General features: G+C 31.0%; 16 protein-coding genes. 12 read left to right on the forward strand and 4 right to left on the reverse strand.

All coding sequences use genetic code 11. The annotated features are described in order from the left end of the window. Positions 1-56: 56 nt before the first annotated feature. Positions 57-638 (reverse strand): chalcone isomerase family protein, encoded by a 582-nt coding sequence (locus tag BUB42_RS07560; protein ID WP_073018818.1) that lies wholly within the window; start codon positions 636-638, stop codon positions 57-59. Between the two features lie 618 nt (positions 639-1256). Here BUB42_RS07560 and BUB42_RS07565 point away from each other — a divergent pair. The 6 genes from BUB42_RS07565 to BUB42_RS07590 all read left to right on the forward strand — a co-directional run bounded on the left by BUB42_RS07565 (position 1257) and on the right by BUB42_RS07590 (position 6614). Then, positions 1257-2396 carry an acyl-CoA dehydrogenase family protein gene (locus tag BUB42_RS07565; RefSeq protein ID WP_073018820.1) on the forward strand — a complete coding sequence of 380 codons (1140 nt, stop codon included), beginning with the start codon at positions 1257-1259 and terminating at the stop codon, positions 2394-2396. 327 nt (positions 2397-2723) lie between these two features. Then, positions 2724-3212: a hypothetical protein gene (locus BUB42_RS07570; RefSeq protein WP_073018822.1), complete on the forward strand. Its 489-nt coding sequence runs from the start codon at positions 2724-2726 to the stop codon at positions 3210-3212. Next, positions 3200-3910, forward strand: a complete 711-nt coding sequence (locus BUB42_RS07575) for an NRDE family protein (RefSeq protein ID WP_073018824.1) — start codon at positions 3200-3202, stop codon at positions 3908-3910. The genes BUB42_RS07570 and BUB42_RS07575 overlap by 13 nt, the downstream gene beginning before the upstream one ends. Positions 3911-3920: 10 nt before the next feature. Continuing rightward, positions 3921-4955 (forward strand): ATP-grasp domain-containing protein, encoded by a 1035-nt coding sequence (locus tag BUB42_RS07580; protein ID WP_073018826.1) that lies wholly within the window; start codon positions 3921-3923, stop codon positions 4953-4955. Positions 4956-4959: 4 nt separating this feature from the next. Beyond that, on the forward strand, positions 4960-5613 hold the full coding sequence (locus BUB42_RS07585; RefSeq protein ID WP_073018828.1) for a hypothetical protein: 654 nt from the start codon (positions 4960-4962) through the stop codon (positions 5611-5613). 20 nt (positions 5614-5633) lie between these two features. Further along, entirely contained in the window at positions 5634-6614 is a 981-nt protein-coding gene (locus BUB42_RS07590; protein WP_073018829.1) for a M20/M25/M40 family metallo-hydrolase, read from the forward strand. Here BUB42_RS07590 and BUB42_RS07595 read toward each other — a convergent pair whose 3' ends face one another. Next, positions 6615-7184 carry a GNAT family acetyltransferase gene (locus tag BUB42_RS07595; protein WP_073018830.1) on the reverse strand — a complete coding sequence of 190 codons (570 nt, stop codon included), beginning with the start codon at positions 7182-7184 and terminating at the stop codon, positions 6615-6617. It lies immediately after the preceding gene. Positions 7185-7314: 130 nt separating this feature from the next. Between BUB42_RS07595 and BUB42_RS07600 the strand changes: the two genes are divergently transcribed. Then, entirely contained in the window at positions 7315-7992 is a 678-nt protein-coding gene (locus tag BUB42_RS07600) for an SDR family NAD(P)-dependent oxidoreductase (protein ID WP_073018831.1), read from the forward strand. Between the two features lie 12 nt (positions 7993-8004). After that, positions 8005-8601, forward strand: coding sequence for a SprT-like domain-containing protein (locus tag BUB42_RS07605; protein WP_073018833.1), 597 nt, complete (start codon positions 8005-8007; stop codon positions 8599-8601). Between the two features lie 240 nt (positions 8602-8841). Here the strand turns inward: BUB42_RS07605 and BUB42_RS07610 are convergent, their stop codons facing one another. Next, positions 8842-9093 (reverse strand): hypothetical protein, encoded by a 252-nt coding sequence (locus BUB42_RS07610; protein ID WP_073018838.1) that lies wholly within the window; start codon positions 9091-9093, stop codon positions 8842-8844. A 217-nt stretch (positions 9094-9310) separates the two neighbouring features. Then, positions 9311-9547: a hypothetical protein gene (locus tag BUB42_RS07615; RefSeq protein WP_073018840.1), complete on the reverse strand. Its 237-nt coding sequence runs from the start codon at positions 9545-9547 to the stop codon at positions 9311-9313. Between the two features lie 141 nt (positions 9548-9688). Here BUB42_RS07615 and BUB42_RS07620 point away from each other — a divergent pair, with 141 nt between their 5' ends. From BUB42_RS07620 to BUB42_RS07635, 4 genes are all read left to right on the forward strand, one after another. Beyond that, positions 9689-10600, forward strand: coding sequence for a helix-turn-helix transcriptional regulator (locus tag BUB42_RS07620; protein WP_073018842.1), 912 nt, complete (start codon positions 9689-9691; stop codon positions 10598-10600). 353 nt (positions 10601-10953) lie between these two features. Next, positions 10954-11400, forward strand: a complete 447-nt coding sequence (locus BUB42_RS07625) for a hypothetical protein (protein WP_073018843.1) — start codon at positions 10954-10956, stop codon at positions 11398-11400. A 13-nt stretch (positions 11401-11413) separates the two neighbouring features. Further along, the gene (locus tag BUB42_RS07630) at positions 11414-13723 is read left to right on the forward strand and encodes a dynamin family protein (protein ID WP_073018845.1); all 2310 of its coding nucleotides are present in this window, start codon (positions 11414-11416) and stop codon (positions 13721-13723) included. Further along, positions 13720-14154 (forward strand): hypothetical protein, encoded by a 435-nt coding sequence (locus BUB42_RS07635; RefSeq protein WP_073018846.1) that lies wholly within the window; start codon positions 13720-13722, stop codon positions 14152-14154. Before BUB42_RS07630 ends, BUB42_RS07635 begins: the two co-directional genes overlap by 4 nt. Positions 14155-14162: the final 8 nt, after the last annotated feature.

The raw sequence follows: 14162 nt of genomic DNA on the forward strand, positions 1-14162 counted from the left end.
AGAATTTATGCGAACTGTTTATTATTTTAAAATATCTTAAAAAGATGTATTGATTGTTACTTACCTAACAACTCATCTTTCAAATCTTTATCAACTGGATTTTCGGATAACCAGATTCCGTAAAATGCTTTTTTAAATTCTAAACCTTTAATTTGTCCTTTGTAAGTACCATTTTTTGTAATCCAAAGCGATTCATCTTGTGGATTAAAAGTTAATTCGAATAAATCTCCTTTTTTAGTTACTTCTGTAGTCAACAAATATTCTAGTTCCTTCAGTTCCTTGCTAAATATCAAAATACCTTCATCTCCCACTGATTTCAACATTCCTTTTTCTAGCGCTTTTGATAATTTTTTCGAACTTACCAAGTCAGATGTGATATGCAATGTAATGGCCATCTCTGTTTGACTATCTAAAATTTGAGCGGCATCTTGGGAATATTTAGACAAGTATAAAGCTTGGACATATAAATCTGTGAAGAATTTTGAGCGTTGCCCAACACCATTCAAAGACATTGATTTTCCTTTAAATTCTAAAGTTCTTGGGACTTCAATGCCGTTGACATTGAAATTTTTTTGAGCATTGGCAGTATTAAGATTGAATAGTAATACTAAAGCGAGTAAAGACAGGAATTTTTTCATAAGGGTAAATTTAGGTTGTTTGATTTAAAAATATTTGGAACGTGCAAATTTAATTCAATCTCATTGATAAAGCATGTAATTTATAATAAATCTTGCGCAATGTAATTTATGCTCTATCTTATAATTTCTAAAAGTACGGGATGTTTTTTGATAATAATGTGGCAAAATTAATTTAATTCCAGTTCCAATATTTAAAAGTTGATTTTTTCAAATTATAAAAATTAGTAATACATGAAGTATTTAATCTAAGACCGCAGTAGTTTGTCTAAAAACGAATGTAATTTTAAATAATAAAATAAATTAAAAAATCGAGCTTATAAAAAAGCAATGTTCATTTTGTATGTTCAAATACTACTTCGTAACAGATTGCTTCTTTTGTTTTACTAATTGACTTTATTTAGAGTTGTTTTAGATAATGCTTTTTCGATTCCATTTTCTATTTATTACAGTAAAGACGATAGCTGGGGTAACTTTAATTTCACTTTGAGTTATTGCAATAATTATTTTGAAGAGTTGCTTTTTTTAAACAGTCGCTAATTTGGCGAAAACGTTTGAAATTTAATTATTAATAATTACTTTTGGGAACGAATTTAAGAACACTTAATTTATAATAAAAATATGGATTTTAATCTAACCGAGGAGCATTTAATGATTCAACAAGCAGCCCGCGATTTTGCAACCGCTGAGCTTTTGCCTGGAGTAATAGAAAGAGATGAACATTCTAAGTTTCCCACTGAGCAAGTGAAGATGATGGCTGATTTAGGTTTTATGGGAATGATGGTAGATCCTAAATATGGCGGATCGGGTTTAGACAGTATCTCTTATGTTTTGGCAATGACAGAAATTGCAAAAATTGATGCTTCTTCTGCGGTGATTATGTCTGTAAATAATTCGCTAGTTTGTGCGGGTATTGAAAAATATTGTAATGAAGAGCAAAAAATGAAATACTTGGTGCCGCTTGCTAAAGGTAAAGTGATCGGAGCTTTTTGTTTATCTGAGCCTGAGGCTGGATCTGATGCAACTTCGCAAAAAACAACAGCAATTGATAAAGGCGATCACTATTTATTAAACGGAACAAAAAACTGGATAACAAACGGTTCTTCTGCTTCAACATATATTGTAATTGCTCAAACTGATATTGAAAAAGGACACAAAGGAATCAATGCTTTTATTGTTGAGAAAGGCTGGGCTGGATTTGATATTGGTCCAAAAGAAAGAAAAATGGGTATTAGAGGTTCTGATACACATTCTTTAATGTTCAGCGATGTAAAAGTTCCAAAGGAAAACAGAATTGGCGCAGATGGATTTGGATTTGCATTTGCCATGAATGTTTTAAATGGTGGAAGAATAGGTATTGCATCTCAAGCATTAGGGATAGCAACTGGGGCTTATGAGATTGCTTTAAAATATTCTCACGAAAGAAAAGCATTTGGAAAAGAAATTTTCAATCATCAGGCTATTGCTTTCAAATTGGCTGACATGTACGTAAAAGTCACAGCCGCTAAATTATTGGTAATGAAGGCAGCTTGCGAAAAAGACGAAGGTAAAGACATCGCGCATTCTGGTGCAATGGCAAAATTATATGCGTCAGAAATAGCTTTAGAAGTAGCTAATGAAGCTGTTCAAATTCACGGTGGAAATGGTTATGTTGCTGAATATCATGTAGAACGTATGATGCGTGATTCTAAAATCACACAAATTTATGAAGGAACTTCTGAAATACAACGAATTGTAATTTCCAGAGGCTTAGTTTCTTAAATTATTATATTATCCTCTAAAAACCCTTTCTAATTTTGGTTAGAAAGGGTTTTGTTTTTTTAATACATTTACGAAAACTTAATATATAACTTATTTGCTTTTTAATTGCGTTAGTTCTTTGATAAATAAACACACAATAATAAGCACGAGCCAAGCTATTTTGCTCGATTAAGTAATACCGTAATCTGTTTGAAGCTTTTCTTGTAATTTATTGATAATTAAATTGATGGCAGTGAACTTTTTATTTTGGTACTAATTACCTTTCTTTGCGGTATTCATTTTATTAAAGGTAAAGTGAGAAATGTTTTTTTGAATTAAAACACTAATATGCTGATACCCTCGATACATAAAAGTCTAAACGAACTCATTGATTTATTAAATCAATTGTCGCAAAAAGAATACTCGAAATCCTGCGCTGAATTAAGCAATGCAACTATTGGTGAGCACACCAGACATATTATCGATATGTTTCAATGCTTAGAAAATCAATGTGACTCTGGGATTGTAAATTATGACAGTAGAGAGCGCAATATCCGTATTCAAACCGATACCGAATTTGCCATTGAAAATATCGTTGATATTCAAAAGAATTTAGATAAAAAAAACGTGAATCTAGAGTTGTTACAAGTTATCGATGGAGAAGAAGTTAGGATCGATAGTAACTATTACAGAGAATTACTTTATAATTTAGAGCATTGTATTCATCATCAAGCACTTATAAAAGTAGCGATATTACAATGTGAAACGGTAAAAATAGATCCAAATTTTGGTGTTGCGCGATCTACAATTGAATATAGGAATCAATGTGCACAGTAAGCTTTGTATCAACAAGTGATAAAATTATCATTACTTCTAACCGAGATGAGCAAATAATAAGACCAAACGCGGTTTCACCAAAGTTTTACTCCATCAATGGATTTAATCTAATATATCCAAAAGATTCAAAAGCAGGCGGCACTTGGTTTGTTGCAAGTGAAAGCGGAACCATTTTAGTACTTCTAAATGGAGCCAAAGAAAAGCACCAGGTACAGCCTCCGTACCGAAAAAGTCGCGGTCTAGTTGTGTTGGATTTAATTAGCTGTTTTTCGCCAAAAGATTTCTGGAATGAAATTGATTTAGATAACATCGAGCCATTTACTTTAGTTTTATTTCAAAATAATTTATTGTTTCAATTACGATGGAACGGCACTGAGAAAGAAACGATCTCATTAGATACAAATCAAAAACATATTTGGTCTTCATCAACTTTATATCCAGCGGCTATTCATGAAAAACGCTCTAAATGGTTTTATACTTTTATTGATCAAATCGATGAAATTTCTGAATCAAAAATGTACGATTTCCATAGCAAAACTGAAACGCAAAACATCGAAAATGGATTAGTGATCAATAGAAACGATGCGCTTAAAACATTAAGTATCACACAAGCAGTTTTAGAAAATAAAAAAGTGACTGTTCAGCATTATGATTTAATTTCGAATCAAGATTTCTCTACTTCATTCCCCATTATTTAATCTATTTATTTTGAAGCTATTTTTTCATAAAGTTACCCACTGGGAATATTGGCCTTTCCAGATTGTTTACATTCCTATTTATTTTCTTTGGTCTTTTTATGCAATTAAAGCAAAATCGATATTTTTCTTCAATGCATGTAATCCAACTATAAAAAACGGAGGTTTTATGATGGAGTCTAAAAAAGAAATTTATAATTTGATACCGCAACAATATTACCCTAAAACTGAACTGATTAAAGAGGGTACAGCTATTGAAGAAGTTTTGGATACCATTGAAAAATCAAATATAAAATATCCATTTATTGCAAAACCTGATATAGGATTGCGTGGTTCTGGGGTCAAAAAAATAGATTCGGTAAGTGATTTAAAAGAATATGCTGAAAAAGCAAACTTTGATTATGTGGTTCAGGATTTAATTCCGTATGATAATGAAGTTGGGATTTTCTATGTTCGTTATCCTGATGAAAAAGCAGGCAGAATTACAGGAATAGTGTCAAAAGAATTTTTGATTATTACGGGAAATGGATTTTCGACTGTTGAAGAACTGATCAAAGACAATCCACGCTACGAGTTACAGTTGGAAGTTTTAAAAAAAGAATTTGGTCAAAAATTACTTGATATTTTGCCAAAAGGAGATAAATTGAATTTAGTGCCGTACGGGAATCATGCTAGAGGAGCTAAATTTATAGATGGAAGCCATTGGATTACCCCAAAATTGACTCAGACAATAAATGAAATGTGTTTGCAAATTCCTGGATTTTATTTTGGTCGATTAGATATAATGTTCAATACGATAGAGGAATTAGAGCAAGGACTAAACTTTGCAATAGTAGAACTAAATGGAGCAGGAAGCGAACCTACACATATTTATGACCCTAAGCACTCCTTATTTTTTGCTTGGAAAGAACTAGCAAGGCACATTACTTACATGTATGAAATAAGTGATGCAAACTACAAAATGGGATTTCCTTATTTATCACATAAAGACGGAATGAAAGAATATGGAATGCATTTAGAACAAAGTAAAAAAATTACAAATTTCTAATATAATGAAAGTGCTAAAAAATATTTTTGTTGGTTTTTTAGTAAGTTTTATCGGTTCAATTCCGCTAGGATATTTGAATGTTATAGGTTTTGAGATCTTTTCAAAATTGGGAATGAAAAACTTAGTTTACTTTTTACTGGGTGTAATTTTTGTCGAAATGTTTGTTATTTATTTTACATTGATGTTCGCAAAACAGTTAGTAAATATTAAAAAATTAATGAAAGCAATTGATTTTTTCGCAATAATCTTTTTATTAATTATCGCATATACTTTTTATTCAAGTTCAAATTCTGATGCAAATCAGCAAGGGGTTTTGGAAAAATACATCAGCTATCCAACTTTTTTAATTGGTGTTTTTTTAAGCGGTCTAAACTTTCTTCAAATACCTTTTTGGACTGGTTGGAATCTATATCTGATCAATGGTAAATATATTTCTATTGAACATAACCTTAAATTCTATTACATCGCAGGAACATTAATAGGAACATTTGGAGGAATGCTTGGTTTAGTTTTAATTTTGAATACTTTAGCTCAAAACACAAGTAGTTTTTCTAAATATATAATTCCCGTTGCTATTCCGTTGTTTTTTGTAGTTTTAGCTATAATTCAAGTCGTGAAAGTATATAGAAAATATTATCAAACTAAAAACATAGCGTAAAAAACCCAAATTTTCCATTCATGAAAAACAAATTCAAACACTTCACAATCATTTCTTTTTGTTTATTGTCGTACTCCGTTACAGTTGCACAGCAGGCGCGAGTTGCGTCATTAAAAAAAATCAGTACTGACTATAAAGTAAATGAAACTGATGTTTCAAGAACCTTAAAATATCTTGCTTCTGATGAACTAGAGGGAAGGGAAACTGGCGAAAAAGGAATGGTTAAGGCAGCAGACTTTTTAGTGCAATTATTAAAAGATAATAATATCAAGCCGTATTTTCAATCGTATCGAGATACGCTGTCAACTTTTGACGGAACCGCTTTCAATGTTGTGGGTTATATCGAAGGAACAGATGTAAAATTAAAGGATGAATTTATAATTTTAAGTGCTCATTATGATCATATTGGAATAACTGAAAAAGGTATTGACGGAGATTTCATAAACAATGGTGCTAACGATGATGCTTCAGGAGTAACTGCTGTGGCGGAAATGGCAAAGTATTTTAGTAAAGGCAAAAACAATAGCCGCAGTATTCTTTTTGTATTTTTTGCAGGCGAAGAAATAGGATTATTAGGTTCGAAACATTTAGCCAAAAAGTTAAAGGAACAAAATTTGCAACTGTATGCTCAGTTTAATATTGAAATGATTGGAGTTCCTATGAAAAGAGATTACTTGGCTTATATTACAGGTTTCGATAAATCAAATATGGCGGCGAAGATTAACGAGTATACTGGTAAAAACTCAATTGGCTTCCTTCCAAAAGAAGCCGAATATCAGTTGTTTTATCGGTCAGATAATTTCCCGTTTTATGATGTTTTCAAAGTGCCATGTCAATCTGTAAGTACATTTGATTTTGAAAATTTCGAATTTTATCACCACGTTTCTGATGAATTTAAAGCGATGGATATTTCCCATATTACTTCTTTTATCCAGGAATTGTTGCCTGCTATGACACAAATGGTAAATACGCCTATTAAAGAAATCATCATGCTCAAATAGTTAATAAACAGATTTTTTCATGTCATAAGCGAGAATATAATACTCATTATCGTTAAATTGAAATTCGCTTATAATGCTCCAATGCAGTTTTTCGGTATGCGCTTTTGTCGACGGAACATTGATTTTATTGATAAAGGTTAAGCTCAACGGATATTTTAGCAACAAGTGTTTTCTCATGAATTCAAAAAATGGTTGTATCAATCCTTGACCTCGATATTCTTTATGAATGCAAATTGGTCCATATTGAAAACTATTTGACGTAGTAATATCAAAATCTAAAAATGTCAATGTTGAAAACAATGAATTCATATAATTAAAAATTGGCCAATGACTAAAAAATTCCCAACTTCCAGCAAAAATGTAAGCTATAATCCTGTTCTCCTCTTTTGCGATAAATAGGTTTTGTTCCTTTATAACCTCCGTTAATTGAGCGATTGTAAAGGGCGTTGTGACAAATCCCGCGGCTTTTTCATCTTCAGATAAATTAGAAATTAAATACAATTCTTGTAAAGCTAATACGCCATCAATGTCGCTTACTTTTGCAGTTTCGAATGTTATATTTTTCGCCATGTTTTGAGGATTCTAAATTTACTATTCCAAATCAAAAATAGGGAATTTTATAGAAATTTTTAAGTTTTATTGCCGCAACAATCTTATCGTAAAGCATTACTTTTTTGTTGTTTTTGTTTATTTTTGCCTTATGAAAAATATTATTATTACAGGAACGAGCAGAGGAATAGGACATGAGTTGGCCTTACAATTTGCAAATGCTGGACATCAAGTTTTGGCTATTTCCAGAAAAATTCCACAAACCTTATTGGGAAATATAAACATCACTTGTCTTTCAGTTGATTTATCAAATGAAAAGGAGCTGAGTAAAGTAAATGATTTTCTTTCCAAATCTTGGAAACAAATAGACGGCATCGTTCATAACGCAGGAAGCTTGATCTTGAAACCATTTTCAGAGACAACGCAGGATGATTTTGAAAGTATTTATAAAGTCAATGTTTTTGGAGTTGCTAACTTGACTCGAATTGCTTTACCATATTTGCAAAATGGAAGTCACGTTGTAACCGTAAGTTCTATGGGAGGCATTCAAGGAAGCTTGAAATTTGCAGGACTTGCTGCGTACAGTTCAAGTAAAGGCGCGGTAATTACGCTTATGGAATTATTAGCAGAAGAGTACAAAGAGCGTGGCATTTCTTTCAACGTTTTGGCATTAGGATCCGTTCAAACAGAAATGCTCGAGGAAGCTTTTCCAGGATACCAAGCTCCAATTTCAGCATCTGAAATGGCTAATTACATTTTTGATTTCACTTTGACCGGCAATAAATATTTCAACGGGAAAGTGCTGCAGGTTTCTTCTACAAATCCGTAATCGATAACTATTTTGATCGAAACCTTAGCAAGATATATTCCTGACCATGCGGTAAAAGCCGTTTTCGAACTTATAGTTAGCAATCAAGTGCATCTAAAAATCGTAAACGAACGCCAAACGCGTCATGGTGATTATCGAAAAGGATTGAGTGGAAAACATGAAATTACGGTGAATGCAAATTTGAATAAATACAAGTTTTTAATCACTTTAATTCACGAAATTTCGCATCTTGTTGCTTTTGAAAAATTTGGACGAAATATTAAACCCCATGGATCCGAGTGGAAATATTCTTTTCAACGCCTGATGATTCCGTATATCCGACCAGAAATTTTTCCGAATCAATTGCTACCATTACTTGCAAGACATTTTAAAAATCCATCTGCCAGCAGCGATACTGATGCCACATTAGCATTGGCGTTAAAACAATTTGATCAGCAAAATGATAAAAATTACGTATTCGAACTTCCTTACGGTAGTGTTTTTAGAATTACAAATGGGAAAATTTTCAAAAAAATTGCGGTGCGCACAAAACGATTTGAATGCTTAGAAATTAGTTCTGGAAAATTATATTTATTTAATCCAAATGCTGAGGTGGAGTTATTGCCTTAATTTTGTTATTTTTAAATTTTTTCGGGCCTTTTCCTGCCATACACTATAGCCCTCTTTCAAAAAGCTTTTTTTGCTAGTTCGTAGCAAGAGCTTCCGCTGGTCGCTTTGCTTCTCCAGCAAAAAATAGCTTTTTTTCAGTTGGGGCTGCCGTTACTGTCAGGGGCAGCGTTTAGTATTCAATAGACGGTTTGAGTTAACGTAGTGGACTTTATTTCACATACTTTCAAACAAAAAACGCGTTTAATTCCCAGCGCCTAAAGCGTTAATAGTTCCAACGATCCAAAGTATAGGTTTCCATAAAATAACATAGGCTATAATAGTTAATACCGCAAATACTGACCAAAACCAAAAGCTCCCATCGTTAGTAAACACTGGAAACAGTTTCCACAATACGATAAAAACGCCATACGGAACTGCTACTACTGCAAATAAGACCCACATAGCGAATTTAAGAAATACCGCTATAATATTCATTAAGACTTGAAATAACATAATATTACTTGTTTTATGACTTTCGTCAAATTAATAATTTTTAAAATTTTATTTATATAACTATTCTAGAACAGCCAGACTAACTAATTTTTTAAACCACATAAGGCATAAATTTTATTACATCGCGTTCACTTTTATCAATGTTGCGCCGTAAAGCGGGTTTAAGAACTAAAGTAAAGACGGCGTTTCTACTATTTTATGTAATTTGTTTTTAGTTTTAAATAATTGCATCCGTTTTGTTATTCCTTAAATAATTTGTGGTCGGATTGTCATCTAAGGCTACAATTAGTCCGCCGATTAACAGAGAAATTCCGGCGCCAATAATGCCGCCAACATTTCCTTTTTTCCCAGCAAAACTAGAAATAGCCATTCCTGCCGTGGCACCTGCGGCTAATATTTCAGCAACGCTAGTTAAGTCAAGTTCCGACTTTGATTTTGTAAATACATTTTTCATAATTATTAGTTTTAAATTAATACTGCAATATTAGGACTGCGAACTGCCATTTTATGTCAGTCATTTATTTTAATGAAAAATAATTGCACTGACATCATTTGGCACTTTAATACAGTACGTTTGTAAGGTTAATAAAATACTATGTCAGAAAATAAAAATTTAAACTTATCGCAATTGCTAAGAATACGTCTGCTTTTGACTCACTTGAAAAGGAATCCGTATCAAACGCAAGAAGTTATTTTAGACTATTTTGAAGCCAATGACAAAAGTTTTACCGAGCGTACTTTTTACAGGCTAAAACAAACTTTAGCCAGAGATTTCGGAATTGAAATTGTGTTTGACTATAAAAAACAAGGTTATTTTTTTGATGAGGAGAAGAGTACCAACCCAGAGTCATTTCTTAGTTTGTTAGAAGTAGTAACTACGGCAGAACTTTTTTCTACTAATTTTAAGGAGAAAAATAACGCTTTGTCTTTTTTAGAATTCGAAAATAGAGCAGTAATTGAGACGATTCCTACCTTTAAAACTATTTTAACTGCGATTCAAAAACAGTTACCAATCACCTTTAAGCATTATAGTTTTTATCATTTAAAAGAAGAAAGCTACACTTTGAAACCTTATTTTCTAAAGCAATATCAAAACCGTTGGTATGTTATTGGTGAAACCGAAAAAGGTTATCGCACTTTTGGCATTGATAGAATAGCTACCATTGTTCAAGGCACTAAAAAATTCAAATTTAAAACGGAAGAAGCAAAAGACAAATTCAGTCACGTGATTGGTTTAAACTATGTAGATCATCCGTTAGAAAAAATTAAATTGAGTTTTCATCCTTCACAGAAACCATATTTAGTTTCACTGCCATTGCACCGTTCCCAAAAGGAAGTTTCATCGATAAATGAGGATTCGTTTGATATTGAATTACTTATCCATCCCAATTTTGAATTTAACCAGCAGTTATTAAAATATGGAAGTTTAGTTACCGTTGTGGAGCCAAAATGGTTGGTTGATGAGATAAAAAAAGAAATAAAAAAAGTGTTAAGGAATTACAAATAATTACTACAAAAGTATATATTTGGGAATAATAAAATAACAAGAAGGCAATTGTTAAAGCGAGGTAATATTTATCTATCGAAGGGGGTTTCGTATTTACTCAATAGAAAGTATTAAGTGTACGACATAAAAAAAATGGCAAAATAAATAGCAGTAAAAATAGTAGTGATTTAAAGAAATAGTAGGTATACATCATTAACGTAGGTACAAATAAATCAATTTCATCAAATTTTTTTTATTGTCTTACGGGAAACCGTAAAACCATTAGTGGTATAAATAGTATCATTGCGCCAATTAAAATAAATAGCGAAAAAATTGCATTCAGTATTTCTTATTTAAAAAATAAAAGCTCGATAATGATTGTTAAAGACAGGCCATACTTTAGAAAAGAAATTGATTTAGCGTTTGTGAAGCGAAAAGCTATCATGCACGCCGAAGCACTCAAAAGAGGCGGAGATGGTGTGGCTTTGTATCAGGATTGTTACACAGGAAAGCTGCTTCGTGGTGGCGATCCTTATGATTATGAACACATTCGTTCTTCTGAAGAAATCTTCATGAAGTACCGACATATTTTAACCAATGAGCAAATCGCTGAGGTTGTGAATTGCCGCGAAAATGTGGGAGTTACGCTAAGAACTATTAATCAATCGAAGGGAAAAAGACGGTTGGAGGATTGGTTGAGTTCTGGGTTGAATCGTGCGGAATTGGGGGTGGATTTGAAACATGCGATGGGGAGTTTGAGGAAGGCGGATGAGGGGATTATGAGAATAGTAAAAGAAATAGCAGTACAATTAATTTTTTAAAAAAAATACTAGTATGATTGGTCAGAAAAACTATGTAAAAATAAAATACAATACCTACACCTATCAAGTCGAAATTGTAAATGACCTATGTAATAAAGTAGGATCTCGTTGTAATGATATCGTAAATGCTAACAATGGTACTTTTAGAATTGGAGATTGGTTTGAAAAATTCCTTAAAATAATTTATGAAGATTTCAATGATAATTTTAAGATACACTTGGAAAGTACTGCAATTGATATAGAAGTTGTAAGTGAAATTATAAATGATTTTAATAACAAGGGTAAAATAAAATTTTCGTTTGAATCAAAAGTAATTGATTGTGGTAATATATTAGAAACTATAAAACTAATAATAGACCAAATAAAAAGCAACAAAAATGTATTAGTCCAAGAAACATTAAAAAAGGAAATATTTAACTCGATTTTTGATAAGATTAATGAGAACGACGTTTCTATCGCATTTTTAGCAACAGTGAGTGCAGGAAAATCTACATTAGTAAACTCCTTTATTGGTAAAGACTTGTTACCTGCTAAAGCATTGCCTTGTACTGCAACAATCTGCGAAATTACCAATACTAATATTGATTTTTTTTCAGGCACTATTTATGATGAAAATTATAAATTAATTAAAGAACAGAAAGACATTACTAAAGAATTCATTTCGGAATATAATGACAAAGCCAATTCTGAATTTATAAAAATTCATATTAAAGGAAAAATTCAAAATTTGGCAGTGGATGGTATTAATTTGACAATATATGACACACCTGGACCAAATAATTCTCTAAATGAAAAACATTGGGAAATCACGAACCTTTTTATAAAAGATAGTTCAAAAAAGCCATTAATTGTGTATCTAATTCCCGCTAAAAACATCGGTACGAAAGATGATAAATCAATTATAGAGGTAATAGCAAAAGAAATAAATGATAAAGGAAAAATAGCAAAGGAAAGGATAGTTTTTGTTCTAAATCAAATTGATGATCTTAATACCAAAGAAAATCCAATAGACCAATTATTATTAAGATGTAGAGAATATTTAGCAGACAACGACATCAAAAATGTAAATATTTTTCCATTGAGTTCTAAAGCAGCTCAACTTGCATTAAAAGGAAAATCAAATCTTGATTATGAAGAAGAAGGTGATTTCGAAGGATTTCAAAGAAAATTTTTCCCTAATCCTGAAAAAGAATATTTAGGTGTTGATACTATTAAAAATGCCCCAATTTCTGAAAAAATCAAAAATAAATTTTATGAAGAAATTAATAAAGATTTAGACAGTGATAGAGCATTGTTACATTATTCGGGTTTCTCAGCCTTAAAGTATTATTTAGAAAGTTATATCAATGAGAATCATAAAATCACATTGATTCATAACCTAATTGTACCTCTGAAAAGCTTTTTGGAATATGTTATATATAATAACGAAATTAAATTACAGGATTCCGATGAACAAATAAAAAAACAAACTCAAGAGTTAAAAAAATTAGGTTTATTTCTTGGTGAAAATTTTGAAACAAAAAAAAAACAACTAATAGATAAAATAAATGAACTTAACGTTGATCAAACTGTTTTTACTAAGCTTAGAACTGATATCTTCTTATCTTTTGGAGCAATTTTGACAATATTAACTTCTGGTAAAATCAAAAAAGAAGATGCTCAAACAAAAATTAATGAAGCTCACAAAATAGTTTTTAATACTGATATAAGTTTAAAAACATCTATTGATAGTGATTGCAATTATTATTTAGAAAAGGCGGTTAAAGAAATAAATGCATTAGTAATCAACTCATTCAATGATCTAATTAAAGATGCTAATCTAGCAGTTTCATTAAATAATTTTCTAATAAATGATATAAAAGTAGGTATGATTGACACAAAGCAATTTATTAGCAAAGAGTCTATTAAAACAACTAAATATGAAAAAGTTGGTGAGCAAGAAATTTCTACGAGCATTTGGTATAAACCTCGTACTTGGTATAGTACCAAAAAAGTGGATATTTATGAAAATGTGGATTATGTCGTAACAATTGATTACGTCGATGGTCAAAAAATGTATGATAATCATTTTTCTAACCTACAAGCAAAAGCTTTCAATAGTGTCGAAGATTCAAAGAAAAAATTTGAAGAAGAAATCAAAAAAATAAAAGAGAATGGAACAAAATTAGTTCATAAAATTGAGATGAGATTAAAAGAAAAATCTAATGAACATAGTAAATTATCTTTTAACAATAGAAAAACTGAAGAAGAAAAACTAAAGATTGTAGACGAAATGAAGATTCTAAAAAGTATTAACGATCAACTACTAAAAACAACTTTATGATAAATTATAAAGATTTTAAAAATTTTATTCGTGAAGTTAAGGACGATAATATTTTTAATATAAAAATAGAAATTTGCAGTATGATTGATTTTTTTGATGGCGATAAATATCTTGTACAAGAATCTATTGATTATGCGAGACAAAACAGTAATTTTAAAATAGAAAATCACATTGATTTTCCTGTAGACATTGAACTTTCAACAGCTGAAGATTATTATGCTTATGAAAAAGGCCTTCTATTGGATAATTTTTCCCAAGAAAGAGTTGCAAAAGTAATGGAGTTATATCATCAACTCCCAAAATTAGAAGTTGTTGAAGAAGAAAAAAAAGTAACAAAAAATAATACAAAAGCAATTAGCGATACACAAATAGTAATAGCCGGAGTAACTATCCTTGCTTTAGCATTGATTGCTTATAAATGTCTTAAATAATTTATGGA

Origin of the sequence: Flavobacterium micromati, from assembly GCF_900129585.1 — a bacterium.
GTDB lineage: Bacteria > Bacteroidota > Bacteroidia > Flavobacteriales > Flavobacteriaceae > Flavobacterium > Flavobacterium micromati.

What these genes read in the sequence shown, in the direction of transcription:
- BUB42_RS07560 (WP_073018818.1), bottom strand. Translation starts at nt 638, where the DNA reads ATGAAAAAATTCCTGTCTTTACTCGCTTTAGTATTACTATTCAATCTT.
- BUB42_RS07565 (WP_073018820.1), top strand. Translation starts at nt 1,257, where the DNA reads ATGGATTTTAATCTAACCGAGGAGCATTTAATGATTCAACAAGCAGCC.
- BUB42_RS07570 (WP_073018822.1), top strand. Translation starts at nt 2,724, where the DNA reads ATGCTGATACCCTCGATACATAAAAGTCTAAACGAACTCATTGATTTA.
- BUB42_RS07575 (WP_073018824.1), top strand. Translation starts at nt 3,200, where the DNA reads ATGTGCACAGTAAGCTTTGTATCAACAAGTGATAAAATTATCATTACT.
- BUB42_RS07585 (WP_073018828.1), top strand. Translation starts at nt 4,960, where the DNA reads ATGAAAGTGCTAAAAAATATTTTTGTTGGTTTTTTAGTAAGTTTTATC.
- BUB42_RS07590 (WP_073018829.1), top strand. Translation starts at nt 5,634, where the DNA reads ATGAAAAACAAATTCAAACACTTCACAATCATTTCTTTTTGTTTATTG.
- BUB42_RS07595 (WP_073018830.1), bottom strand. Translation starts at nt 7,184, where the DNA reads ATGGCGAAAAATATAACATTCGAAACTGCAAAAGTAAGCGACATTGAT.
- BUB42_RS07600 (WP_073018831.1), top strand. Translation starts at nt 7,315, where the DNA reads ATGAAAAATATTATTATTACAGGAACGAGCAGAGGAATAGGACATGAG.
- BUB42_RS07610 (WP_073018838.1), bottom strand. Translation starts at nt 9,093, where the DNA reads ATGTTATTTCAAGTCTTAATGAATATTATAGCGGTATTTCTTAAATTC.
- BUB42_RS07615 (WP_073018840.1), bottom strand. Translation starts at nt 9,547, where the DNA reads ATGAAAAATGTATTTACAAAATCAAAGTCGGAACTTGACTTAACTAGC.
- BUB42_RS07620 (WP_073018842.1), top strand. Translation starts at nt 9,689, where the DNA reads ATGTCAGAAAATAAAAATTTAAACTTATCGCAATTGCTAAGAATACGT.
- BUB42_RS07625 (WP_073018843.1), top strand. Translation starts at nt 10,954, where the DNA reads ATGATTGTTAAAGACAGGCCATACTTTAGAAAAGAAATTGATTTAGCG.
- BUB42_RS07630 (WP_073018845.1), top strand. Translation starts at nt 11,414, where the DNA reads ATGATTGGTCAGAAAAACTATGTAAAAATAAAATACAATACCTACACC.
- BUB42_RS07635 (WP_073018846.1), top strand. Translation starts at nt 13,720, where the DNA reads ATGATAAATTATAAAGATTTTAAAAATTTTATTCGTGAAGTTAAGGAC.